Annotated in this window: 23 protein-coding genes and 1 pseudogene; 14 read left to right on the forward strand and 10 right to left on the reverse strand. The window is 66.5% G+C overall.

Translation table 11 applies throughout. From position 1 onward, the window contains the following. The 3 genes and pseudogenes from ureC to QZV81_RS04375 form a co-directional block, all read right to left on the reverse strand. A pseudogene (gene ureC / locus QZV81_RS04365) lies at window positions 1-398 on the reverse strand (urease subunit alpha); the annotation flags it as partial. Continuing rightward, window positions 385-735, reverse strand: a complete 351-nt coding sequence (ureB, locus tag QZV81_RS04370) for an urease subunit beta (RefSeq protein WP_292833074.1) — start codon at window positions 733-735, stop codon at window positions 385-387. The pseudogene ureC and the gene ureB, both read right to left, overlap by 14 nt. A gap of 9 nt (window positions 736-744) precedes the next feature. Further along, window positions 745-1,047, reverse strand: a complete 303-nt coding sequence (locus QZV81_RS04375; RefSeq protein WP_292833077.1) for an urease subunit gamma — start codon at window positions 1,045-1,047, stop codon at window positions 745-747. Window positions 1,048-1,460: 413 nt separating this feature from the next. On the opposite strand from QZV81_RS04375, the gene urtA reads away from it, so the two are divergent. The 8 genes from urtA (at window position 1,461) to QZV81_RS04415 (ending at window position 9,279) form a co-directional block, all read left to right on the forward strand. Further along, complete coding sequence (gene urtA, locus QZV81_RS04380) at window positions 1,461-2,768, forward strand: urea ABC transporter substrate-binding protein (protein ID WP_292833080.1); 1,308 nt, start codon at window positions 1,461-1,463, stop codon at window positions 2,766-2,768. Between the two features lie 91 nt (window positions 2,769-2,859). Further along, a complete protein-coding gene (gene urtB, locus QZV81_RS04385) occupies window positions 2,860-3,750 on the forward strand; it encodes an urea ABC transporter permease subunit UrtB (protein WP_292833083.1) in 891 nt (296 codons plus the stop codon). Continuing rightward, the gene (gene urtC / locus QZV81_RS04390) at window positions 3,747-4,847 is read left to right on the forward strand and encodes an urea ABC transporter permease subunit UrtC (RefSeq protein ID WP_292833086.1); all 1,101 of its coding nucleotides are present in this window, start codon (window positions 3,747-3,749) and stop codon (window positions 4,845-4,847) included. The genes urtB and urtC overlap by 4 nt, the downstream gene beginning before the upstream one ends. Next, the gene (gene urtD, locus QZV81_RS04395; RefSeq protein WP_292833089.1) at window positions 4,844-5,611 is read left to right on the forward strand and encodes an urea ABC transporter ATP-binding protein UrtD; all 768 of its coding nucleotides are present in this window, start codon (window positions 4,844-4,846) and stop codon (window positions 5,609-5,611) included. The genes urtC and urtD overlap by 4 nt, the downstream gene beginning before the upstream one ends. A 1-nt stretch (window position 5,612) precedes the next feature. Further along, entirely contained in the window at window positions 5,613-6,296 is a 684-nt protein-coding gene (locus QZV81_RS04400) for an ATP-binding cassette domain-containing protein (RefSeq protein WP_292833092.1), read from the forward strand. A gap of 69 nt (window positions 6,297-6,365) precedes the next feature. Then, entirely contained in the window at window positions 6,366-8,096 is a 1,731-nt protein-coding gene (locus tag QZV81_RS04405; protein WP_292833095.1) for a hypothetical protein, read from the forward strand. Then, window positions 8,093-8,689, forward strand: coding sequence for a TetR family transcriptional regulator (locus QZV81_RS04410; RefSeq protein ID WP_292833098.1), 597 nt, complete (start codon window positions 8,093-8,095; stop codon window positions 8,687-8,689). The genes QZV81_RS04405 and QZV81_RS04410 overlap by 4 nt, the downstream gene beginning before the upstream one ends. 2 nt (window positions 8,690-8,691) lie before the next feature. After that, the gene (locus QZV81_RS04415; RefSeq protein WP_292833101.1) at window positions 8,692-9,279 is read left to right on the forward strand and encodes a TetR/AcrR family transcriptional regulator; all 588 of its coding nucleotides are present in this window, start codon (window positions 8,692-8,694) and stop codon (window positions 9,277-9,279) included. A 39-nt stretch (window positions 9,280-9,318) separates the two neighbouring features. Here QZV81_RS04415 and QZV81_RS04420 read toward each other — a convergent pair whose 3' ends face one another. The 5 genes from QZV81_RS04420 to QZV81_RS04440 all read right to left on the reverse strand — a co-directional run bounded on the left by QZV81_RS04420 (window position 9,319) and on the right by QZV81_RS04440 (window position 14,307). After that, the gene (locus QZV81_RS04420; RefSeq protein ID WP_292833104.1) at window positions 9,319-10,101 is read right to left on the reverse strand and encodes an SDR family oxidoreductase; all 783 of its coding nucleotides are present in this window, start codon (window positions 10,099-10,101) and stop codon (window positions 9,319-9,321) included. Between the two features lie 43 nt (window positions 10,102-10,144). After that, entirely contained in the window at window positions 10,145-10,726 is a 582-nt protein-coding gene (locus tag QZV81_RS04425; protein ID WP_292833107.1) for a hypothetical protein, read from the reverse strand. Between the two features lie 8 nt (window positions 10,727-10,734). Beyond that, entirely contained in the window at window positions 10,735-11,079 is a 345-nt protein-coding gene (locus tag QZV81_RS04430; RefSeq protein ID WP_292833110.1) for a hypothetical protein, read from the reverse strand. A gap of 8 nt (window positions 11,080-11,087) precedes the next feature. Then, window positions 11,088-12,860, reverse strand: coding sequence for a TIGR03767 family metallophosphoesterase (locus QZV81_RS04435; RefSeq protein WP_292833113.1), 1,773 nt, complete (start codon window positions 12,858-12,860; stop codon window positions 11,088-11,090). Window positions 12,861-12,981: 121 nt separating this feature from the next. Further along, on the reverse strand, window positions 12,982-14,307 hold the full coding sequence (locus tag QZV81_RS04440; protein WP_292833116.1) for an NAD(P)/FAD-dependent oxidoreductase: 1,326 nt from the start codon (window positions 14,305-14,307) through the stop codon (window positions 12,982-12,984). A gap of 247 nt (window positions 14,308-14,554) precedes the next feature. On the opposite strand from QZV81_RS04440, the gene QZV81_RS04445 reads away from it, so the two are divergent. The 3 genes from QZV81_RS04445 (at window position 14,555) to QZV81_RS04455 (ending at window position 19,053) form a co-directional block, all read left to right on the forward strand. Next, complete coding sequence (locus QZV81_RS04445; RefSeq protein ID WP_292833119.1) at window positions 14,555-15,367, forward strand: A24 family peptidase; 813 nt, start codon at window positions 14,555-14,557, stop codon at window positions 15,365-15,367. 85 nt (window positions 15,368-15,452) lie between these two features. After that, on the forward strand, window positions 15,453-16,448 hold the full coding sequence (locus tag QZV81_RS04450) for a YihY/virulence factor BrkB family protein (RefSeq protein ID WP_292833122.1): 996 nt from the start codon (window positions 15,453-15,455) through the stop codon (window positions 16,446-16,448). A gap of 148 nt (window positions 16,449-16,596) precedes the next feature. Further along, entirely contained in the window at window positions 16,597-19,053 is a 2,457-nt protein-coding gene (locus QZV81_RS04455) for a glycogen/starch/alpha-glucan phosphorylase (protein WP_292833274.1), read from the forward strand. A 79-nt stretch (window positions 19,054-19,132) separates the two neighbouring features. Here QZV81_RS04455 and QZV81_RS04460 read toward each other — a convergent pair whose 3' ends face one another. Further along, window positions 19,133-19,999 (reverse strand): LysR family transcriptional regulator, encoded by an 867-nt coding sequence (locus tag QZV81_RS04460; protein ID WP_292833277.1) that lies wholly within the window; start codon window positions 19,997-19,999, stop codon window positions 19,133-19,135. 149 nt (window positions 20,000-20,148) lie between these two features. Here QZV81_RS04460 and QZV81_RS04465 point away from each other — a divergent pair, with 149 nt between their 5' ends. From QZV81_RS04465 to QZV81_RS04475, 3 genes are read left to right on the forward strand one after another with little or no spacing between them, the layout of a single operon-like run. Then, window positions 20,149-21,669, forward strand: coding sequence for a CoA-acylating methylmalonate-semialdehyde dehydrogenase (locus QZV81_RS04465; protein ID WP_292833125.1), 1,521 nt, complete (start codon window positions 20,149-20,151; stop codon window positions 21,667-21,669). A 57-nt stretch (window positions 21,670-21,726) separates the two neighbouring features. Next, entirely contained in the window at window positions 21,727-21,954 is a 228-nt protein-coding gene (locus QZV81_RS04470; RefSeq protein ID WP_292833128.1) for a response regulator, read from the forward strand. Further along, entirely contained in the window at window positions 21,951-22,583 is a 633-nt protein-coding gene (locus QZV81_RS04475; RefSeq protein WP_292833131.1) for a CYTH domain-containing protein, read from the forward strand. Before QZV81_RS04470 ends, QZV81_RS04475 begins: the two co-directional genes overlap by 4 nt. A 51-nt stretch (window positions 22,584-22,634) precedes the next feature. On the opposite strand, the gene lpdA is transcribed toward QZV81_RS04475, so the two are convergent. Further along, on the reverse strand, window positions 22,635-24,032 hold the full coding sequence (gene lpdA / locus QZV81_RS04480) for a dihydrolipoyl dehydrogenase (RefSeq protein WP_292833134.1): 1,398 nt from the start codon (window positions 24,030-24,032) through the stop codon (window positions 22,635-22,637). Between the last annotated feature and the right edge of the window lie 12 nt (window positions 24,033-24,044).

Consider the following 24,044-nt stretch of genomic DNA (forward strand, 5'->3'; position numbering starts at 1 on the left):
TCGATGGCGCCCGCGGTCACGATGCGCCCCTCGCCGGAGATGATGTCGGTTGAGGGCCCGATGATCATGTCGATGCCGTCGCTGATATCGGGGTTTCCGGCGTGGCCGATGCCGATGATGCGGCCGTCTCGGATACCGATGTCGGCCCGGACGATACCCCACCAGTCCAGGATGATCGCGTTCGTGATCACCGTGTCGACAGCACCCTCGGCTCGGGTCGCCGTCGACTGAGCCATCGATTCGCGGATCGACTTGCCGCCACCGAAGACAGCCTCCTCACCGCCGACGGTCAGATCACGCTCGATCTGGATCCACAGGTCTGTGTCGCCCAGGCGCACCTCGTCGCCGACCGTCGGGCCGTAGATCGCGGCGTACCGCGCCCGGTCAAGCCAGACCATCGAGCAGCTCCTGACCGTCGGTCTTGATCTGGATGCCGGGCACCCGGCGCGCTCCGCGCAGTGTGACGGCATCGAGTTCCCGGGATGCGCCCGGCTCGAAGCGCTGTGACGTTCCAGAGGCGATGTCGAGGCGAAACCCATGAGCGCGGGCGCGATCGAACTCCAGGGACGCGTTCACGTCAGGCAAGTGGATATGCGAACCGATCTGGATCGGCCGGTCGCCGGTGTTCACAAAGACGAGCCGGATGCGCTCGGCCTCGCTTCGATCGGCATTGAGCTCGATGCGTCCTGGTTGGATTCGACAGGCGCCCGGGCCCTGCGAGGGAGCAGATGACACGGCGACTCCTCAGTCGATCGGGTGGTGGACGGTGACGAGCTTGCGGCCATCGGGAAAGGTCGCCTCGACCTGCACGTCGGCAAGCATTTCGGGAACCCCCGGCATCACCTGGTCACGCGTGAGGATGGTGCGGCCCACCTGCATCAGCTCGGCGACACCGCGTCCCTCTCTAGCTTGTTCGATGACCCAGCAAGACAGCAGAGCGACTGTCTCCGGGTGGTTGAGCAGGATGCCACGTTCGAGCCGATCGCGCGCAACCATTGCAGCGACCGTGAGGAGGAGCTTCTCGGTTTCGGCGGGTGTGAAGTGCATTCGGGCCTCCGACGGGTGATGTCAGAAGTGTGCCATATTGCGCGTGTTCGGGGCAGGCGCCGCGGTGCAGCACCGACCGTGTTCGGCGCTAAGAGGCCCGTGATTACAGGCAACATATCGCCGCGACGCGTCGAACGGTTAACAGAATCGGAACAATCGAGAAATGTCAAAGTAATGTCACGCCCCCATGCTGACAACTACCGCAGCAGTCGGCGATCTCGTGTCGCCGATCGAAACCGGCACCCGAAGCCCGGCACCGTCCGGCACGAAGACGCCACCGCACCGCCCGGCCCACCCGCACTCCACACTGATTCGCCGATCAGACCGCTGGATCGGGCGTGCCATGGGGGCACCTCACCTCACCTCACCTCACCTCAAAACATCACATGCACGACACAGAAACGGAGATCCAAATGACTATGAACGGGACACGGCGGGCGCGCAGCCTGCTGGCCGTTTCCGCCCTCGCGGCGGCGACGGCTGTTGTGCTCGCCGGATGCGGTTCTCGCGCCGGCGACGCCCCCGCGTCGACCGAATCGGGAGCCGCAGCAGCCGAGAGCTGCATCGACACGTCCGGCGACACGATCAAGCTCGGCTTCCTCAACTCGCTCACCGGCGGCATGGCGATCTCCGAGAAGACGGTCTCCAACGTGCTGCACATGGCGGCGGACGAGATCAACGCCGACGGCGGAATCCTCGGCAAGCAGATCGAGTACATCCAGGAAGACGGTGCGACCGACTGGCCGACCTTCGCGGAGAAGACCGAGAAGTTGCTCACCCAGGACTGCGTCGCCGCGATCTTCGGCGGCTGGACTTCGTCCTCACGCAAGGCTGTCAAGCCGGTCGTCGAAGAGCACAACGGGCTCTTCTTCTACCCCGTGCAGTATGAGGGCCTCGAGTCGTCGCCGAACATCTACTACACCGGTGCGACCACGAACCAGCAAATCCTCCCGGCGATGGACTATCTCGCCTCGCAGGGGGTCAAGACGCTCTTCCTGGCCGGCTCCGACTATGTCTTCCCGCGCACGGCGAATGCGATCATCAAGCTCTACGCCGCAGAACTCGGCATCGAGATCGTCGGGGAGGAGTACGTGCCCCTCGACAAGGACGACTGGACCACTCAGGTGTCCAAGATTGTGGAGGCGGATCCGGACTTCGTCTTCAACACGATCAACGGCTCGTCGAACGTCGGCTTCATCAAGGCCTACTACGACGCTGGGCTCACACCGGAGACGACCCCGATCATCTCGGTGTCGATCGCCGAGGAGGAGGCGCCGGCCATGGGTCACGAAGTCACCGGGAACTACGCATCGTGGAACTATTTCCAGTCGATGGACACCCCCAACAACCCGGGATTCATCGAGCGGTGGCAGGCCTTCCCCGACACCAGCGGGGTGACCTCTGACCCGATGGAGGCCGCCTATATCTCGCTCTACCTTTACAAGGCACTTGTCGAGGCGGCTGATTCCTTCGAGGTCGATGATGTGAACGCTGCCGCCGCAGCGGGCGGAATCACTGTCGACGCGCCGGAGGGTGTCGTCACGCTGGACGGTGAGAATCACCACATCTCCAAGCCGGGCAACATCGGCAGGATCAACGCCGACAACCAGTTCGACATCGTCTGGTCGTCCGACGGCTTCATCGATCCCGACCCCTACCTCGAGGGGTACGACTGGTTCCCCGCGGACGTGCGCGATGCACTGGTAGCCGCCGCAGGCTGATCGCCACCGGTGCATGGGTCCCGCACCCGCCCGGGCACGGGACCCACGCACCGGAGCTGCCTCCAGAAACTTCCGACCGCAGAGAGAGCGAATGCACGTGGATGCACTCTTACCGCCGCTGTTGAACGGCACCGCGCTGGGCGCGCTTCTGCTGCTCGCGGCGCTCGGCCTCACCCTCACCTTCGGCCAGATGGGGGTGATCAACATGGCCCACGGCGAGTTCATCATGGCCGGCGCTTTCATCGCCTACATGACTCAGCTGGTCGTGACCTCGAGCGACGTCTCGATCCTGTTGGCCCTGCCGCTCGCGTTCGTCGGCGCGGGACTGCTCGGCCTACTTCTCGAGATCGGCATCATCCAGTGGATGTACCGACGGCCGCTGGACACTCTCTTGGTCACGGTCGGGGTGGCACTGATCCTCCAGCAGATCGCGCTGCAGGTCTTCCCGGCACAGGGCGTGCCGGTGGAGGCCCCCGGATGGCTCGACGGGCAGATCAACGTCTTCGGCTACGCCTGGCCGCTTCGCCAGGCGTTCACGATCCTGCTCGCCGCCGCATGCCTGGCTGCGCTCGCCGCCTGGCTCAGGTACTCGTCCTTCGGACGCCGGATCAGGGCAACCGTCCAGAATCGGGATCTTGCTGAGACCAGCGGCATCCGGACGCGCAACATCGACCGGATCACATTCTTCGTGGGTTCCGGCTTGGCGGGCGTGGCTGGCGTTGCGGCTTCCCTGATCGGCGGCACGAATTCTCAGATGGGCACCCAGTACATCATCCCGGCGTTCCTCGTCGTGGTTGCCGGTGGTGTCGGCCAGATCAAGGGCACCGTCGTCGCCGCATGGGGGTTCGGGATCGCACTGTCACTCTTCGCGGACTGGGCGACGGGAAGCCTTGCGCAAGTGCTCGCCTTTCTCCTCCTGGTGGCGTTCCTGCAGTTCCGTCCGCAGGGCCTGTTCACGGTCCGCACCCGGGGGCTGACATGACGAAACTCAAACCGTGGCTTCCGGTCATCGGCATTGCGCTGTTCGCCGCGCTGCTCCTGGTCGTTGCGCCGGCCGTGCTGTCTATGCACTGGCTCAACAATCTCGGCAAGTACTGCTGCTGGGCGATCGCAGCGGTGGGGATCGGACTGGCCTGGGGGCGCGGCGGAATGCTGGTCCTCGGCCAAGGGGTCTTCTTCGGGCTCGGTGCCTACGCGATGGCGATGCACCTCACGCTGGAGAGCACGGCACCCGGCAGCCTTCCCGTCTTCATGATCCTCTATGATCCGCTAGCCGCGCTCCCGCCATTCTGGGAGCCGTTCCGCAATGAGGCGTTCACGCTGGTGGCCATCGTGTTGCTCCCGGTGATCGTGGCGGGGGCGCTCGGATTCGCCCTGTTCAAGCGTCGAATAAAGGGAGCGTACTTCGCGATCCTTTCACAGGCGCTGGCAGTGGCGCTCGCCGTGCTGATCAGTTCGACGATCCGCGAGACCGGCGGCGACACAGGGCTCAGCGACTTCAAGTACTTCTTCGGGTTCATTCTGAACGACGATGCGAACAAGGTCATGGTCTTCATGATCGCCGCTTCGCTGCTGGTCCTGTGCCTGCTCGCGGTGTGGCAGCTGAACCGCAGTCGCTTCGGCGAACTGCTGATCGCGACGCGCGATGCCGAAGAGCGCGTGCGGTTCCTCGGCTATGACCCCGCCAACATCAAGCTGGTCGCCTACGTGGTCGCCGCCGTGATGGCCAGCATCGCGGGTGCGATGTTCGTCCCCATCGTCGGCATCATCACGCCGGCCGAGATCGGTGCATCCGCCTCGATCCTCATGCTCGCCGGAGTCGCGCTCGGCGGGCGTGCCTCGCTCTTCGGCCCGGCGCTGGGAGCGATGGCGATCGGCTGGGGACAGTCGAGTCTCGGCTCCACCTGGCCCGACGGGTGGATCTACATCCTGGGCCTGGTCTTCATCCTGGTGACCCTTTTCCTCCCCATGGGGCTGTCTTCACTGTTCGGCAAGGCGAAGGCTCTGCTGTGGCGCCCACGCGAATCGCCGGCCACGCCCGCGGCCAAGGCCCACGATCTCGAAGGGGTGCAGAAATGAGCCTGTCTGAGGGTTCGCTCGTCGTCACCGACCTCAGGGTCGCGTTCGACGGATTCGTCGCGGTCGACGGCGTCTCCTTCGACGCCCACCCTGGCGAGGTCCGGTTCCTCATCGGCCCGAACGGGGCCGGCAAGACGACCTGCATCGATGCCATCACGGGTTTGTCGAAGGGCACCGGTTCGGTAAAGCTCGGCGACCAAGAGCTTCTCGGCAGGTCCACCCAGAAGATCGTTCGGCTCGGGGTAGGTCGGACCTTCCAGACGGCGAGCGTGTTCGAGCAGCTCTCGGTCCTACAGAACCTCGACATCGCCGCCGGGCTGCACCGCTCCGCGCTCTCTCTCCTCCGAGCGAGACGCGGCGTGGATCCGGCGATCGAGCTGGCTCTCGAGGAGACCGGGCTCGGTGATGAGCGTGAGACGCCGGCGGGCATCCTTTCTCACGGTCAGAAGCAGTGGCTGGAGATTGGGATGATGCTCGTCCAGGAGCCGCGGGCGCTCCTCCTCGACGAACCCGTCGCCGGTATGAGTCAGGATGAACGCACCGCTACGGGCGAGCTCCTGCAGCGCATTGCCCAGCGCCGCATCGTTCTGGTCGTCGAGCACGACATGGACTTCATGCGTCGCTACGCTTCGCGCGTCACAGTGTTGCACCAGGGAAAGGTGCTCTCGGAGGGTGCCGTTGCGCAGGTGCAATCGGATCCCAGGGTTCAGGAGGTCTACCTCGGCACCGCCGCGGCCGTGACGCCCCAGGTGGAGGGAGCCTGAAGTGCTCGAGCTGAACGATATCCAGGCCGGATACGGCCGTACCCTTGTGCTCCATGGCGTGACGTTGCCTGCCGCGAAGGTGGTCGCTGTCCTCGGCCACAACGGCGCCGGCAAGTCGACGTTGCTGCGCGTCGCGATCGGACTCATCAAGCCGCGCAGCGGCAGGGTGATCTTCGACGGCGAGGACGTCACCGCGTTGCCGCCCAACAAGCGCGTCGCGCGCGGCATGGCCTATGTGCCGCAGGGTCAGCAGTCTTTCCCTCAGCTCACCACGATGGAGAACCTACAGCTCGTCGCCGACGGGCGCAGAGCAGGCAAAGCGCTGATCGAACAGCAGCTTTCGCGCTTTCCCGCTCTGGAGAAGTTCGCCACCCGAAAGGCAGGTCTGCTCTCGGGTGGCCAGCGTCAGCAGCTCGCGATCGCCCGGGCTCTCATCACCGAGCCGAAGCTGCTCATTCTCGACGAGCCGACCGAGGGCATTCAGCCGACGATCGTCGCCGAGATCGAGCAGACGCTCATGCAGCTCGCGAGTGGGGGCCTTTCCGTCCTTCTGGTCGAACAGCACATCGGCTTTGCGCTGGAAGCAGCGGACAAATACCTCGTGCTCGCGAGCGGCTTCGCGTCGAGCGCGGGTGATGGCGGATCGGCTGCCGCCGAAGGGGTACGGGCGGCGATGGCGATCTAGAACGCGGCTTGCTCGCAACACGCGTGAAACACGGTGCAGCGACAATGGCTCACGTGCGAGGCGCGGAGGGTGCAACGTGATGTGCAGGTCTCGGTGAGCAGGGCGGGCAACGCGCGGGCAGCGGCCGAGGACAGTCTCGAGGACTATGCCTTCCGCTTTGTTCCACGGACGTTCCGGAGGTGGAGCGCGGGCTCCATCGGCGTGACGGCTCTCGGCTCAATCGCGTTCCTCGCCGACTTCTCGATCGGCGCGAGTGTCGGAATCGATCACGGAACGAACAACGCCGTTCTCGGCATTCTGTTCGCATCGATCACGATCTTCATCGTCGGCCTCCCCATCGCGTACTACGCGGCTCGCTACAACCTCGATCTGGATCTGATCGCCCGCGGGTCGGGGTTCGGGTACTACGGGTCCGCGATCACGACGGTGATCTTCGCGGTGTTCACGTGCATCTTCTTCGCCCTCGAGGGGGCGATCATGGCGCAGGGGCTGCATGTCGCGCTCGCCATCCCGCTGCCGATCGGCTATCTCATCTCGACCGTCGTCGTCATCCCGATCGTGATCTATGGGATGCGCGCACTCGAGCGCCTTCAGTTCTGGACCACACCGCTTTGGCTCGCGCTCGCACTGCTGCCGCTGCTCTGGGTGATCGTGTCCGAGCCCGAAGCGGTGAGCGCATTCGGGGCGTTCACCGGCGAGTCGGATGGCGCCGTCAGCTTCGATGCAGTCGTCGCGAGCGCCGCCGTCTGCTTTGCGCTGACGCCGCAGCTGGCCGAGCAGATCGACGTCATCAGAGCCATGCCGCCGCGCACACGACGCAATCGTCGGTCGTGGTGGACTTCGCTCCTGTTCGCGGGTCCGGGCTGGGTGCTCTTCAGCGGCATCAAGCAGGTCATCGGCGTCTTCCTTGCGGTCTACCTCATCACCCGCGTCGATCCGGGTCTCGGTCAGCAGGCTGCCGAACCGGTCCGCCAGTTCATTGCGCTCTACGAATCGATCATGCCGGAGTGGCTCGCGATCGCACTGGCGCTCGTTCTCGTCGTCGTTGCCCAGGTCAAGATCAACGTGACCAACGCTTATTCGGGCTCTCTTGCGTGGTCGAACGTCTACACGCGGCTCACCAAGACCTACCCGGGCAGATCGGTTTTCATCTTCTTCAATCTCGCGATCGCCCTCGCTCTGATGCTGATGGATGTGTTCAGTCTCATCGGCTTCGTTCTCAGCCTCTATGCAAACGTCGTGATGGCGTGGCTCGTCACGATCGCGGCCGACATCGTGATCAACAAGCACATTCTGCGCATCGCCCCCGTCTACCCTGAGTTCCGCCGCGGGATGCTGCGCGACTGGAATCCGGTCGGCCTCGTCTCGGTGAGCGTGGCGTCCTTGCTATCGCTGGCTACGTTCGGAGGCGTGTTCGGGGAGGGGCTCCGGCCGTTCTCCGTGCTGATCGCCATCGGCGTTGCGGCGATTGCGACTCCGCTCATGGCGTTGGCCACGCGGGGGAGATTCTATTTGCGGCGCCAGACGGATGGCATCGCGTCGTCGAGACTTGATGCGGACGGCAACCCTTCGGGTGAGCGACTTCGCTGCCACGTCACCGGCTACACGTTCGAACGTCCGGATATGCTGGCATCGGCTGAGCGCGGACCATACGGGGAGATGCAATATGTCTCGTCTCTCGCGCTGACGCTGGACCACTCTGACCGCTATGTCCTGCCAGCCGACCCGGTGTCGCGGCGAAATCGTCCGGCGAGGCCGAAGACCAGGGCGATCAGACGAGAGAAGGGTGAGGGCGGATGATGGCGGAGGGTCTGGACACTCCGACTGCGATCCTCGCCAATGCCGCCGCGGCTCTCCGCGAGCGCGCTTTCGACGAGATCTCGTACCGGACTTTAGGTGACTCCGTCGGCGTGTCGGAGAGGACGGTCTACCGCCACTTCCCGACGAGGTCCCACCTGCTGGAGGGCGTCGCCGGTTGGATCGAATCGACAGAGTTCCCCTTGTCATCCTTCGTGACGATCGACCAGTTCCAGGATGCTGTGCGCGCCCGGTTCGTGGCGTTCGATTCGTCGCCGGCCTTCGCGTTCGTGTGCGCTCGAGCGGCATCGATTTCGCCGACCGGTGAGCCGGAACCCACGTTCTTCACTCGCGCGCTGGTGGCGATGCTCGCCGCCAGTCACCCCTCCGTGAACGAGCGGGATCTTCGCCGGGCCGCAGCGACCCTGCGCTACTTCGCCTCAGCTTCGTTCTGGGCTCGCATGCGTACCGGCTTCGAGATGAGCGCCCCAGCGATCTCCGACGTCTTCGAGCGCACGGTCGCAGAAGTTCTCGGAAATCGGTTCGCTCTCACCGCCACCGGCATGGATGGCACTTCGCAACGGGTGGCGGGCTGACGATGTCGGTGACATCCGAGTGCGACGCACGAGCAAGCCTGAACGTCAGTCGCACGCAAGAGGCGATTCTCGCAGCCTATACCGACCTGATCGAGGAACTCGGCACGGACGACGTGTCGTTCCGGCTGATCGCCAGACGTGCGGGCGTCGGTGAACGCACGATCTTTCGAAACTACCCGACAAAGGTCGATCTTCTGCTCGCGACAGCGGGATGGATCGAGGCAGAGATCTTCCCGCGGCAGGATGCTCAGAGCATCTTCGACATGCCGCTCACGATTCGGGCCGCTATGGAGTCGTACGACCATCGTCCAGAGCTCGCCCACGTGGTCGCTGAAACGACCATGCGCGGGATCAGCGGGGGTGCGCCCAGCCCGCGACGTGCGACGCTCGAGGCGATGATCGATGCCGAGATTCCTGCGCTCGGCGAGGGTGAGCGCAGGGCGATCGTCGCTGCGCTCGCCCACCTCGATTCAGCGGCGACTTGGGTCACGTTCCGCCGAGAGTTCGGGATGGGCCGCGCCGATATCGCCGATGCCGCGGGATGGGCGGCGGAGGCAGTGCTCGATCCGATTCGCTCGCGGGTCGGCTGAAGCGGGCATCGTCGCGACGCGCGGCGCGGCGCGGACCTCTCACCAGGTCGAATCGCCCCGGATGACGGCATCCGAGCCGCCGTCGATGAATACGATCTGACCGCACAGGTGCGCGTTCTCTTCGCTCGTCAGCCATGTCAGCAGGTACGCGACGTCGCGCGGTTCGAACATCCCGTTCAGCGGCATCGGCACCGTGTCGAGCACCGCCTTGCGTGCGTCGTCGGAGCCGGTGAGCTCCGCTGTCATGGGCGTGAGCACGATCCCGGGAGCGACACCGTTCAGTGGTACGCCGGCGCCGGCCCATTCGGCGGTCGCGGCGTTGCGCCGGATCCACCGGGCGAGCGCCTGCTTCGTGGTGCCGTAGATGCGGCTGGCGGTGTCGCCGCCAGCCGCTTCGAGCTCTGCTCCGCGTGCAAGCGCACCCGGCTCGTCGCCCGCGAGCAGCAGATCCAGGAGGGCGGCGTCGGGCGGGAACAATGATGCCATGGATGCCGTGGCGACAGCCCGCGGTGCGGACGAGCCGGCGAGCAGAGGGCGCAGACCCTCGAGCGTCGCGACCGTGCCGAAGAAGTTCACCGCGACCGTGGTCGCCGTCGGCGCGAGAAGGCCCGCGTTGGCGATGATCGCATCGATCGTGCCGCCGCTGAGTTCGCTGACCTTCGCGACCATGGTCTCGCGTCCATCGGCGGTGGCGAGGTCGGCGTCGATATCGGTTCCCCGAAGGTCGACGCCGATCACGCGGTGTCCGCGCTCAGTGAGAAGCGTGGCCGTGGCCTTGCCGATTCCGCTGGCGGCACCGGTGATGACATATGTCCGAGACATGCGTGATCCTCCCCTCTGGTGTCGCAGTCTGCGACGGTGCGCACTATACCCCTTCCGGGCTGACGAAGAGTGAAGGACGCATGACCAGCGACGTCCAGGCAGACAGGAGAGCGGTGCCGAGCGCGCCGAAGGCCAGCCACGTCAGTGCCGCGGCGAGCCACCCGGTGACGAAGAATCCGAGAAGCAGCGCGCCGATCCACAGCAGGCCGACGGCCAGCAGTGTGGTGAGAGCGAGGGCAGCAGCACGCAGGGGTGTGCGGCGGAACGCGGCGAACGCCGTGGATCCGTCACCCGAAGCGACCCCGGCGAGTACACCGAGGGCGATCGTCATCGCCGGCGGGACGAGCCACAACGAGGCCAGTCCGGCGAGGGCCACGGCCAGAACGACCACAAAGGCCGCCGCACCCTCGGCCCATCGGGGACGCGATCGGCGCGCGCCGGAAGCAGAAGCGCGCACCTCGGCGACAATCACAATGAGCGCGGCCCCACACGAGGACGCCGACACGAGGGCCAGCGCCACGAACGCGAGCGCGGTGGACGGCGTGGCGAACGGGGCCGCTGTCGCGGACTGCACGACAGCGTTGCCTACGACCGCGACCACGAAAACAGGCCAGCCCCGAGCCATGAGCGCGATCATCCGTTCCTCGCGGCATTGTTCAGGACGTCGATGATTGAGCCTGAGTAGAGCTCGCGATCGCCGACCGTCACCGAGACGACGGCTTGATCGTCACCGGGCGAGACCACCATGATGTCGCCGCCGTCCATCGTCTCGCCCGCGCATGTCACCTCACCCGACGAAGCCTGCACACAGACCGGGGCAACGAGGATCGCCGTCTTCTCGGCGAGCAGGACGTCGATCGCCGCATACCGCACCTCGGCCAGATGGTCGCCGCCGACGGGGGCGATCGCCGCGACCTGCGAGCATCCCGCCAGCCCCATCACCCCGGCGAGCACGATCGCCGCCGCACGCACTCTCACCCGCACCATCACAGGCCGCGCGCCCTTTCATAGGCGACGAGCCTCGCCCGCTCGGTCATGTGCTGACTCTCGAGCGCGGCATCCGTGATCGCCGAAAGATCGAACGGTGCGCGCAGCAGCAGCTCGGTGTTGCGATCCAAAGGCGAGCCGCGCCGCATCATGGGTGTCTCGGCCCAGTCGTTCGCTGCGAACTCGCGACTGCGCGAAGCGAGATCCCGCAGACTGCCGCTCGTGCCTGGCACCGCGGGGGAGGCATGATCGAGCACGGTGGTGAACAGCGAGAGCGTGCCGTCGCGGTTGTCGACGATCTCGACCACTTGCTGCTGCTGGGGGAAGTCGATGCACGACGCGGTCGTGATCTCCCAGAACCCTCCGCCGGGGGACGTGTGCGCGAGGATCTGGTTGAGGTGCGTGTGGCCGTTGAGCCATCCGACCACGGACGGATACCTCAGCAACAGGTCGATGAACTCTTCCGCACCGTGCAGCACTTCGGCATCACCGGGGCGCTGCGCGCGGTTCTCGAGGGTGAGGCTGTTGTGGTGGCTGAAGATGAGCGCGAGCTTCTTCTCCGTCCTCGCCTTCTCCAGCTCGCGTTCGAGCCAGCGGAACTGCACATCCGGTACTGCCCCGTCGGGCCCGGCGACCTGGTTGCAGGTGTCGAGACCGAAGGCGCGGACGTGAGGCGAGAGATCGGCCCGCCACCAGGTCTCGCCCGTGTTGAGGTTGTGCTGGGTGAAGCCGTGGCCGACGGGACCCGGCGCCGATTGAGTGCGGAAATGCTCGGCCATGAAGTCGCGCTGCTCGAACAGGTAGCGGTCGGGGTTGGCGGTGACGCTCCGGAATCCCGGACGGCCCAACGCGAGCCCGAGCGCGTCGACTGCCTGCTGAAAGGCGCTCCCGCTCGAGGCGTAGCCGTTCAGGATGCTGCCCGCCGTGCTCGTGAGCGTCGATGACTTCTGTCCGCCGACGGCCAGAGCGCGCAGCTGCGGGCTGAGGTCGAACGTGCCGAGCAGGAGCGTATCGTGATTGCCGTAGACGGCATACCACGGCGCAGGTAGGCCGACCGATTCGACGGGCTCGGCGATCGCCTGAGCGAGCAGTTCCGGCAGGCGCGGGAACCCGTACTCGCCGAACGCACCGCCCGACGGGTCGCCCGGCCGGTAGGCCCACGTCGCTCCGGCCCAGGCCTGCACGCCCTGGAAGCTCGGGCCGGAACTAGCCGGGTCGACGCTGCGTCCGTCCATCAGATCGATGTACCAGCGCAGCTCGAGGTGAGAGTGCATGTCGGCGCTGTCGCCCGTGACGATTGCCGCAGCCATCGGCGCACCGGTGAGCGGACTGTACCGCGCGTCGGAAAACGCCTGCACCATGGCCGCGGTGGTGTGCGGACTGAGCGGGTCGTGCGGGTGGAAGGCCGACCCCCAAGCGGGGTGGTCCTGCACGATCATCGGTTCGATGCGCCCGGGCGACTGTGCGTCTATCACATGCAGATCGGAAAGGTGCCCCAGATAGAGGAGCGACCGACGGGATCCCGAGCGAGCGGCATCGGGCTTGGCGCGCAGCACGTCGAGTCGCGGAACATAGGGCTCTCCGGGACCGATCATGAGGCCGCGGTAGCTGCGTTCGATGACCGAGCCCTGCCGGATCGTCTGGACGAGTGTCGTGGGGGTCTCCGCCGCGGTCGTCACTGCCGTCAGGCGCGGCGCAAGGTCGTCGATGCGCACTCCGGTGGCCGCTGCGAGCAGCGCGCTTCGGAACAGGAACTGCCTACGGGACAGCACGTGATTCATCCGTTTCGGGTGGAGCGAGGGAGACGATCGGCCGGTCCGCGCCGCGCGGCACGATCATAGCGTTTGCGTCGCGCCATGTGTGGACGCTTCTCGTTGCGCGCGTGCCGGTCATTCACGCCCAGACGTCGCTGATCGGGATGTCGTGTCCCAGCACGTCCTGTGCGGCGCGGTGACCAGACAGCATCGCGCCGGGCACGGTGGCCGGGTCGTCGCTCCAGGTTGCCTCGCCGGCGAGGTGCAGGACCCCGCCGATCGGAACCGCGAGCTGGTCGTGCTCTTCGGGGAGGGAGCCGATGGCCATGTACGCATAAGCGCCGTGTGAGAACGGGTCCTCCTGCCAGGAGGTCATCTTCACGTCGATCGGTTCGGGAACTCCTGCGCCGTACAGGCGGCGCAGCTGGACCATGACCGACGCGCCGACGTCGGCGGACTCCCACCCACGTGTCTGGATGGCCGCCGGGCCTGCGGCGAAGGTCAGCAGTGTCGGTGCACCGTGCAGGGCAGAGAGGTCATACCAGGAGTGCCACCACCGGCTTTCAGAGCCCTGCTGACGGATCGCGTAGACGCCGTCGTCCCAGAACTTCTGCGGGAAGGTCAGGAAGATCTTCTCGAACGCGTTCATCTTCAACCGGCTCAAAGGATCGGCGTGCGTCTCGGGCAGGGGCGGGTCGATCGTGAATGCGCCCGAGGTGAGCACTCCGATGGGAACGGTCACGACCGCGCTCGCCGCGGTGAACCCCCCGCCGCGAGAAGTGCGTGCCGTGACCCCATGGGTCGACCACTCGACCGACTCCACGACGTGGTGAAGGCGCACATCGAGCCCCTCGGCGATGTGCGCCGGCAGCCGGTCGTAACCGTCGGGAAAGACCACCTCGTCGCCGTTGACGGTGTCGTCGTCGAGACCGTGCGCGCCCAGCTCTTCGATCCAGACGCCGTATTGCTCTTCGACACGGTGTTCGAGGTACTCGCGGACACGCTCTGTGCGCTCGGCGCTCCACTTTCGACGTGCCAGGACGACCTCGGTGACGTCTCGATAGGAATCCCCGGGGGCGGATGCTTCGATCACCTCGACGAGGTCGGCGTTGACCGCGTGGATATCGGCGGCGTACGCCGCGGCCTCCTCGTCGCTCAGGCGCGTGCCGTCGGGGGAGTAGTGGGCGATGGGCCGGCTGTCCGGCTGATAGCCACCGACGGTGAACTCCACCATCCGCATGCCGAACGCGGTCGCAGCCGCCGCGACCGGGCTGTCATCGATGCCGTGGATCCACGACGCGCCCCGGTCTGTGGGATTGCCGTCGGTGCGGTCGGTCCACGTGCGTCCGCCGATGCGATCCCGTGCCTCGAGTACGACGACGCTCCTTCCCGCGCGCTGGAGCAGCTTTGCGGCCGTGACTCCCGAGACGCCGGCGCCGATCACGATGGTGTCAAACCCCTCCATGGCGTTCTCCTTCCGCTCCCTCTGACGCTACGGGAAGCCGCGATCTGGGCTTCGTCTCCATGATGGCGCACCTCGCGGGTGCGACGTACAAGCTTGCCGGCGGACGCCCAGGGGGCCGGCGCCGGGCGTGGCGCACCGGGACGCTGGGTCACCGCGAGCGCCTGAGGCGCATTTCGTCGTCTGGTCTATGATTCTGTGGACGCCGCGGGCAACGCGGTCGACACGAGCGGCGGGCGGCGGGAGCATCGTGACCGAATCTGCGGCCGCACTCGCCATACCGCTCATACCGGCCGCACTCGCGCTTCCCGTGGCCGCGGGCCTCGGCGCTCTGATCGGCTCGTTCATGACCGTGGTCGTCCAACGAGTGCCGCAAGGCATGAGCGTCGTCCGATCCTGCAGCCGCTGCCCTCAGTGCGCGCACCGGATCGCCTGGTTCGACAGCCTCCCGGTACTCTCCTACTTTGCGCTGCGCGGGCGGTGTCGGCACTGCGGAGCGCCCATTTCGTCGCGCTATCCGCTCATCGAAGCACTCACGGCCGTCGTGTTCGTGCTCGTCATCTGGGCCGCGTACCGCGGCACCCAGCCGGCGATCCTCACGCCGCTCCTGCTGTACTGGGCGGCGACCGCGGTGGCACTCGGCTTCATCGACCTCGAGCACCATCGGCTTCCGAACGTCATCGTGCTCCCGGCTTACGTCGTCTCAGCGGTGATGTTGGTGATCGCGTCGATCGTCACCGGCGAGTACGGAAGGCTCGCCTCCGCCGCGATCGGGATGCTCGCGCTCGGCGGCTTCTATTTCGCGCTCGCGACGCTCCAGTCCGGAGGTATGGGATCAGGTGATGTCAAGCTCGCGGGCGCGCTCGGCATGATCCTCGGCTGGCTGGGCTGGGCGCAGCTGGTCGTCGGCGGATTCGCCGCGTTTCTGCTGGGCGGTGCGTTCGCCGTCGCGCTCATGGTCAGTGGGCGCGCGAACCGCAAGACCGCATTGCCCTTCGGCCCCTTCATGATGCTGGGCGCCGCCGTCGGCGTGTACGCGGATCCGGCGTCCGTTCTGCTGTAGGCCGCGAACTGAGCGGGCCCGACGTTTCCGGAGGAGGCCTGTCAAGCCCTCCTCGCCGGGTCGCCGGGCGGCATAGCCTGGGCTGATGAACATTGCGCGCATGATCGCGTGGGCGTTGACCCTGGTGCCGGTACGCGCGTTCCTGCGGTACAGCGAACAGCGCGGACCCGTCCTCGCCGACAGCGTCACCTATCGCGCGCTCTTCAGTGTGTTCGCCGGCGTGCTGCTGGGCTTTTCCGCGGCGGCGCTCTGGCTCAGCGGGAACCCTGATGCGTGGAGCGCGCTCGTCGATGCCGTCGACCGCGTGATTCCCGGGCTCGTCGGCCCCGAGGGTCTCATCAAGACCGAAGCGATCGCGGTACCCGCGGGACTTTCGGTCGCCGGCATCCTGTCGCTGGTCGGCCTCATCGGCGCGGCGATCGGGGCGATCGGGTCGCTCCGCGCAGCGATGCGCGCGATCTGCGGGCAGGTCACCGACGACGTCCCCTTCTACTGGGTCATGCTGCGCAATCTCGGCCTCGCGATCGGCGCCGGCGGCGCGCTCGCGCTCTCGGCCGTCGTGACCGTGCTGGGCACAGCCGGCCTCGGCACGGTCGCGGGATGGCTCGGCATCCCTCCGGACGATGCGCTCATCGCCTGGGGCAGCCGCATCCTCGCGATCGTGGTGACGTTCACACTTGACGCCATCGCGATCGCGGTGCTCTTCCGTGCACTCTCGGGAGTCCGCGCCCCGGCCCGCGCACTGTGGACGGGCTCGCTGCTCGGTGCCGTCGGCTTGAGCGTGCTCCAGCAGCTCTCCGGCCTGTTCGTCGGCGGAGCCGCATCCAACCCGCTGCTGGCCTCATTCGGGGCGCTGATCGCGCTCCTCATCTGGTTCAACCTCTCAGCGCAGGTCATCTTGATCGCGACCTCGTACATCGCGACCCTCGTCGAAGAGGAGGGTGACCGGGTTCGCGCCCGCTTCGGCGCGACGACCTTCGCTCAGCGCCGCGTGCGCCGCGCCGAGGACGCCGTGCGCGCCGCGGCCGCCGAGCTCTCCGCGGCACGCGAGGCGGCGGAGCGGGAGCGAACGGGCGCGTGACGCTCGGGTAAGCCCTGTGTTACAAGCCGCGTTCCAGAGCGCGACGGGACGGGCGGGGCACTAGCGTGGAATCGTGCCAGAACATGAACCTGTGACTGTCCCCAGTTCCGCGGCGGCGGCCCCCCCTCCGCGCCGGGCGACCCACCCGCTGGCGCTCGCGCCGGTCGCCGGTCCGGCGAGCACGGTGGACGGTTTCGTGCGTCAGTTTCTGCGCAATCTGAACTATGAGCGTGGTGTGCCGCTCTCGGCCGCGAGCGCCAACGACCGCTACTTCGCCTTCGCGATGACGGTCCGCGACTACCTCATGGCCCGGTGGCTCGAAGACCTTCGTCGTCAGAGGGTCGCCCAGGCAAAGGGCGTCTGCTACCTTTCCGCGGAGTATCTGCTCGGCCGACAGCTCGACAACAACCTGCTTGCGAGCGGCCTCACCGACATCGCCACGACGGCGATGGCGGAGTGCGGCATCGACATCGAGGACCTGCGCGCGGCGGAGGTCGAGCCCGGTCTCGGCAACGGCGGACTCGGGCGGCTCGCGGCGTGCTTCATCGACTCGCTCGCCACGATGGGCGTGCCGAACATCGGCTACGGGATCCGGTACGAGTACGGGATCTTCCGGCAGACCTTCGAGGGCGGCCAGCAGGTCGAGCAGCCCGACTCGTGGCTGGCGATGGGCTCCCCCTGGGAGTTTCCGCACCCGGAGGCTGCTCAGCTCGTCTCATTCGGCGGTCGCACCGAACTCTACGACGACGAAGGCACCGAGCGCACCCGCTGGATCCCCGCCTGGAACGTCCTGGCGCTTCCGTACAACTACATGGTCCCGGGCTACCAGAATGGGCGCGTCAACACGCTCCGCCTGTGGAGCGCGAAGGCGACGAACTCCTTCGATCTCCGCGTCTTCAACTCGGGTGACTATGAAGAAGCTGTGCGGTCACAGACGTTCGCCGAGAACATCTCCAAGGTGCTCTACCCCGAGGACTCCACTCCGCAGGGCAAGGAGCTCCGCCTGCAGCAGCAGTATTTCTTCGTCGCGGCATCCATCAAGGACTTCTTCGACTATCAGCTCTCCGCAGACTTCGACCTTGCCGCTCTGTCCGACCGGGTCATCTTCCAGCTGAACGACACTCACCCCGTGATCGGGGTTCCTGAGTTCATGCGCGTCCTCATCGACGAGAAGAAGCTCGAATGGGATGACGCGTGGGCGATCACCCAGCAGTGCTTCGCGTACACGTGCCACACGCTGCTGCCGGAGGCACTCGAGGTCTGGTCGGTCGATCTGCTGGGGCGGCTTCTGCCCCGGCACCTCGAAATCATCTACCGGATCAACGACGAGTTCCTCGCTGCCGTCCGCGCACGCTTCGGCGATGACGAGATGCGCCTGCGCAACATGTCCATCATCAGCGAATTCCCCGATCGCTCGGTGCGCATGGCCTATCTCGCCACGGTCGCCGGAGCGAAGGTCAACGGCGTCGCGGAACTGCACTCGCAGCTGCTGCGCGACAAGGTGCTGCCCGACTTCAACGAGTTCTACCCGGGCAAGTTCACAAACGTCACCAACGGCATCACGCCGCGCCGGTTCGTCCGACTCGCGAACCCCGGCTTGTCCGACCTCATCACCGACGCCATCGGCACCGGATGGCTCACGGATCTCGAACGGCTGCGAGAGCTGGAGGCTTCGGCCGAGGACCCGCAGTTCCGCGCCGCGTTCGCAAGCGTCAAGGCGGCGAACAAGCGGCACCTGAACGACGTGTTGCACGCGCGCGACGGGTTCGACGTGAGTGACGGGCACATGCTCGACGTCATGGTCAAACGCTTGCACGAGTACAAGCGGCAGATGCTGAAGGTGCTGCACATCGTCACCGTGTACGAGAGCATCGTGTCGCAGCGGATCGCGGTGTCGGACGTCCAGCCTCGCACCTTCATCTTCGGAGCCAAAGCCGCGCCCGGCTATGCCATGGCCAAGCGGATCATCCACCTCATCAACGCGGTCGGTACGGTGGTCAACACAGACCCACGGGTCGAGGGCCGCCTGAAGGTCCTCTTCCCGCCGAACTACAACGTCACCCTCGCCGAACGGGTCATTCCTGCCGCGGACCTCTCCGAGCAGATCTCGCTCGCCGGCAAGGAAGCGTCGGGCACGGGCAACATGAAGTTCGCCCTCAACGGCGCGCTGACGATCGGCACGGATGACGGTGCGAACGTCGAGATCCGCCAGCTCGTCGGCGACGACAACTTCTTCCTCTTCGGAATGAGCGAGCCCGAAGTCGAGGCGCTGTGGGCGCGCGGCTACAAGCCGGCGGACTTCTATCAGCGCGACGAGAACCTGCGACACGCGATTGATATGATCGCCTCGGGTGTGTTCTCGGGCGGCGACAAGAGCGTGTTCGAGCCGGTCGTGTCGAACTTGCTCTACGACGACCGTTTCATGGTGCTCGCCGACTACTCGGCATATATCGCGGCCCAGGAGAAGGTCGATGCCGCATACGCCGATCAGGATGCCTGGACGCACGCGGCGATCCTCAACGTCGCTCGCAGCGGATTCTTCTCATCCGATCGGTCGATGCGCGACTACATCGATCGCATCTGGCACGCGCAGCCACTGCGCTGACGCAGAGTCGGCCGTCAGCGGGCGGGGCGATCGTCTGCGCGGGTGGACAGGAGCAGGGATCGCTTCAGAGTCTCCGGATCTAGGAGAGTGCGAACCCGCCCTGCGCCACTCGAATGTGCTCTGTGATCGCCTGGAGCGTCGCTGCGACAGCAGGATTGCGCGCACCCTCGTCGCGCGCCACGGCCCAGTACGCGAGCGGATGCTCGTACCGGCCGTCGAGCACCCGCATCAGCCGCGGATCGGGGTCACCGAGGAAGTCCGGGAGGAGCCCGATGCCCGCCCCGGCCGCGGTGGCCTCGACGTGGGCGAACACGCTCGTCGACCGCAACGACGGAGGAGATCCGGGCAACTCCTGCAGAGCGCGGTCGAGTTCGTCGACCTGCAGCGAGCTCTCGACGTAGTAGATGAGGGGATGCCCTGCGAGATCGGCGACGGAGGCCGGGGTGCTGTGCATCCCGAGGTATTCCCGGCTCGCGTAGAGCCGCAGCGCGTATGCGCACACCGGGGTCGCGTACGCGCGGAGGACCTGCGGGCGACCGACGACGATCTCGAGGTCGACGCCCGAGCGATTCTGCCGCACGCGCTGCGTCGCGGACAGGATCTCGACCGCGAGAGCCGGGTGCTCCTTCCGGAGAGCCGCCATCGCTGGTGCGAGAAACACCGACGTGAAAGCGTCGGGGGCGCCGATGCGCACCATCCCGTGCACGCGGTCGCCGTCGGCGCCGTCGATGAGCTCGCGCATCGCTCCTTCGATGCTCTCCGCGGTTCCGACGGCGCGGCGTCCGAGCGCGGTGACCTCCCACCCGCCGGTTCCGCGCACCAGCAGTCGACCTCCCATTGCAGCCTCCAGCGACGCGATCCGGCGCGAGACCGTGGAGTGGTTGACGCCGAGCACGCCACCGGCCGCCGTGTACCGTCCGAGACGCGCGACCGCGAGGAACGTCATGAGGGCATCCAAGGGAGGTTCCGGGGCGGGGGAGCTCACTCACCAAGTGTGCGCCAACGCACAGCATCAGTGCAAGAATGTCGCCCTTACGTGCATTGATCTACATGCCTTGGGCGCCTAGCCTGACTCAGCCGGAGCAGGAGAACACCATGAGCATCGAGACACCCACCCGCACTGACGCTGGTCTCACGACGGTCGCGCATTTCGTCGGCGGACGCCGAATCGCCGACACCGGCGGTCGCCGCGGCCCCGTCTTCAATCCCGCGACCGGGAGGCGGACCGGCGAGGTCGTCCTCGCGTCGGCCGAATTCGTGCGCGCGAGCGCGCGAGCCGCGCAGGCGGCGCAGCGCGGCTGGCGCGACACCGCTCTCGGCAAGCGGCAGCAGGTGATGTTCCGTCTGCGGGAGATCATCTCGTCTCGCGCCGACGAGCTGGCCCGCATCATCACGGCGGAGCACGGCAAGACGGTCGACGACGCGCTCGGCGAAGTGGCCCGAGGGCTGGAGAATGTGGAGTTCTGCACGAGCCTCATGCACCACCTCAAGGGCGACTACTCGGAGCAGGTCGCGGGCGGTGTCGACGTGCACCAGGTGCGTCAGCCGGTCGGGGTCGTCGCGTGCATCACGCCGTTCAACTTCCCTGCCATGGTGCCGCTCTGGATGGTCACCACGGCCATCGCCGCGGGCAATGCCGTCATCCTGAAGCCCTCCGAGCGCGACCCTTCGGCGGCCGTGTGGCTGGCGGAGGCGTTCGCAGAGGCGGGGCTCCCGGCGGGCATCCTCAACGTCGTCCATGGTGACAAGGAAGCGGTCGACGCGATTCTGGACGACCCGATCATCCGTGCGGTCTCGTTCGTCGGATCGACCCCGATCGCCCGCTACATCTACGCGCGCGCCGCTGCGAACGGCAAGCGCGTCCAGGCTCTCGGCGGGGCCAAGAATCACATGGTCGTCATGCCCGATGCCGACCTCGATGCCGCGGCCGATGCGGCTGTCTCTGCCGCGTACGGCTCGGCGGGGGAACGCTGCATGGCTGTTTCGGTCGTCGTCGCGGTGGGCGAGGTGGCGGGCCCGCTCGTGGACAAGGTCGCGGAGCGGATCGCCGGCCTCACCGTCGGAGACGGATTCGATCCCACCAGCGACATGGGCCCGCTCATCACTCAGGACGCGCTCGACCGTGTCACGAGCTTCGTTGCCGGTGCCGCCGCCGAGGGCGCGCGCGTCGTCGTCGACGGACGGGAGCGGCAGTTCGATGGAGAAGGTTTCTTCATCGGCCCCTCACTGGTGGACGGCGTCACCCCCGGCATGCGCGTCTACGATGAGGAGATCTTCGGCCCGGTGCTCTCGGTCGTCCGCGTCCCCGGCTTCGACGAGGCTGTCGCCCTCATCAACGCGAACCCCTACGCCAACGGCACGGCCGTCTTCACCCGCGACGGCAAGACAGCGCGCCAGTTCGAGTACGACATCGAGGTGGGTATGGTCGGCATCAACGTGCCCATTCCGGTGCCGATCGGTGCCTTCTCGTTCGGCGGATGGAAGGACTCGCTCTTCGGTGACACGCATATGTACGGGCCCGAGGCGTTTTCGTTCTACACGCGACGCAAGGTGGTGACCACCCGCTGGCCCGACCCCAGCGAAAGCCAGATCAGTCTCGGGTTCCCGACTCACTGAAGCGGTCAGGACCGGCGTGCGGCACCCCGGGCGATAGGGTGGGCTGAGGAGGTTCAGATGGCCATTGCACGACTGCACGGAGGTCCGCTCGACGGGCAGGTGCTTCCCCTCGACGACGACAGCCTCACGCGGCTGATCGTGCCATACAGCGAGACCCAGATCGTCTATGAGCGCCGAGGCGCTCTCGAGGGCACCGGCGACAGCGACGGGCCGACCACGGCGGCGTTTCATTTCGTAGAGGCGCAGGACGACATCAATCCCGATCTGGATGGTCACGACGAGTGACCGAAGCCCGCGGCGCCGCCTCGGTCGAGATCGAGCTGAAGTTCGACGTCGGCGAAGAGACGCCGCTGCCGGACTGGACCGGTCTGCCGGGTGTCGCGCGAGTCGACGGGCCAGAGCGCCGCAACCTCGACGCGCGATATCTCGATGTCGCCGATGCCGCTCTCGGTCGCGCCGGGTACGCGCTTCGCCGCCGATCGGGCGGGCCGGACGAGGGATGGCACATCAAGGGTCCACGCCGCGCCGATGGCGGCCGCGTCGAGACTCACTGGCCCCTTGATGACAGGGATGGTGTCGTGGTTCCCGACGCCGTGGCCTCAGCCGTGTCCGAGATCGCACCCGGCACGCTGACGGCGCTTGCTCGTATCCGCAGTGCGCGTGTCGCCTATGCGTTGACCGATGCCGATGGACGCCTCATCGCCGAGTTCGTGGACGACCGGGTGCACGCGACGGACGAGCGACGCGGCACAGTGTCGACCTGGCGCGAGTGGGAGTTCGAACTCGGTCCCGCGGCCCCGGCCGACGCGGCCGCTCGCGTTGCGCTACTCGACGCGGCCACGGCCGCGGTTGAGCGAGCCGGTGGCCGGGTGGCGGCATCCGACTCGAAACTCGCCCGCGCGCTGGGTGTCTGACCGGAACCAGCGCGCGACGAGGGGGAGTGCGAGACGACTCCGTGAGGTCTTTCACATGTTGATCATGTGACCGACGAGGCCGTGAAAACCCTCCTGCAGCGCTTCCGACAACGTCGGATGCGTGTGCACGTTGCGGGCGGCTTCGTGGGCCGTGAGATCCCACTTCTGCGCGAGGGTGAGCTCGGGAAGAAGCTCAGAGACGTCCGGACCGATCAGATGTCCGCCGAGCAGTTCGAGATGCTGTCCGTCGGCGATGAGCTTGACGAAGCCGATCGGCTCGCCCAGGCCGTTGGCCTTGCCGTTCGCCGAGAACGGGAACTTCGAGACCTTGACGTCGTATCCGGCGTCGCGGGCCTGCTGCTCGGTGAGGCCGAACGAGGCGACCTGCGGCGAGCAGAAGGTGGCACGTGGCATCATTCGATAGTCGCCCAGGGCCTGTGTCTCCGCTTTGCCGATGGTCTCTGCAGCCACGACCCCCTGCGCCTCGGCGACGTGGGCGAGCTGCAGCTTGGCGGTGACATCGCCGATCGCGTAGATATGCGGAACGTTGGTGCGCATGTAGTCGTCGATGCCGATCGCTCCGCGCTCCGTGAGCTCGACTCCGGTGGTCTCCAGGCCGAAGCCTTCCACGCGCGGAGCGAATCCGATGGACATGAGGACCTTGTCGGCCTCGAGCGACCCGTGCGAGCCGTCCTTGGCCGTGTACGTGACGGTGACACTGTCACCGGCATCCACGATCGTGTCGACTCTGGTGGAGGTGAGGATCTCGATGCCGTACTTCTTGTACTGGCGCGCGATCTCCTTCGAAACATCCGCGTCCTCGTTGGGCAGCGCGCGGTCGAGGAACTCCACGATCGTGACCTTCACGCCGTAGTTCGACATCACGTACGCGAACTCCATGCCGATCGCACCCGCACCCACGATGACGATCGAGGCGGGCAGGTCGCGTGAGAGGATCTGCTCTTCGTAGGTCACGACGTTTTCGCTGAGCGTGACGCCCGGCAGAAGCCGCACGGTCGAGCCGGTCGCGACGATCGCATTGTCGAACGTGACCTTCTCGGTGGAGCCATCCGCCTTCGTCACGACGATCGAGTTCGCATCCGCGAACGCACCATGGCCGTCGTACTCCGTGACCTTGTTCTTCTTCATCAGGAAGTGGATGCCCTTGACGTGCGTCTCGGCAACGGTGCGGCTGCGATCCCACGCGACGCCGAAGTCGAACGAGACGTCGCCGGAGATTCCGAAGAGGTCGGCCTTGTGCGTGAAGGTGTGCGCGACCTCGGCGTTCTTCAGGAGCGCTTTGGAGGGGATGCAACCGACGTTGAGGCAGACACCGCCCCAGTACTTCTCTTCGATGACGGCGGTGGAAAGGCCCAGTTGAGCGGAACGCACAGCCGCGACATAGCCGCCAGGGCCGGCACCGAGGATGACGACGTTGTAGTGAGGCATGTATTCAGCCTA

The organism is Microbacterium sp. (assembly GCF_011620665.1).
Taxonomy (GTDB): Bacteria; Actinomycetota; Actinomycetes; order Actinomycetales; family Microbacteriaceae; genus Microbacterium.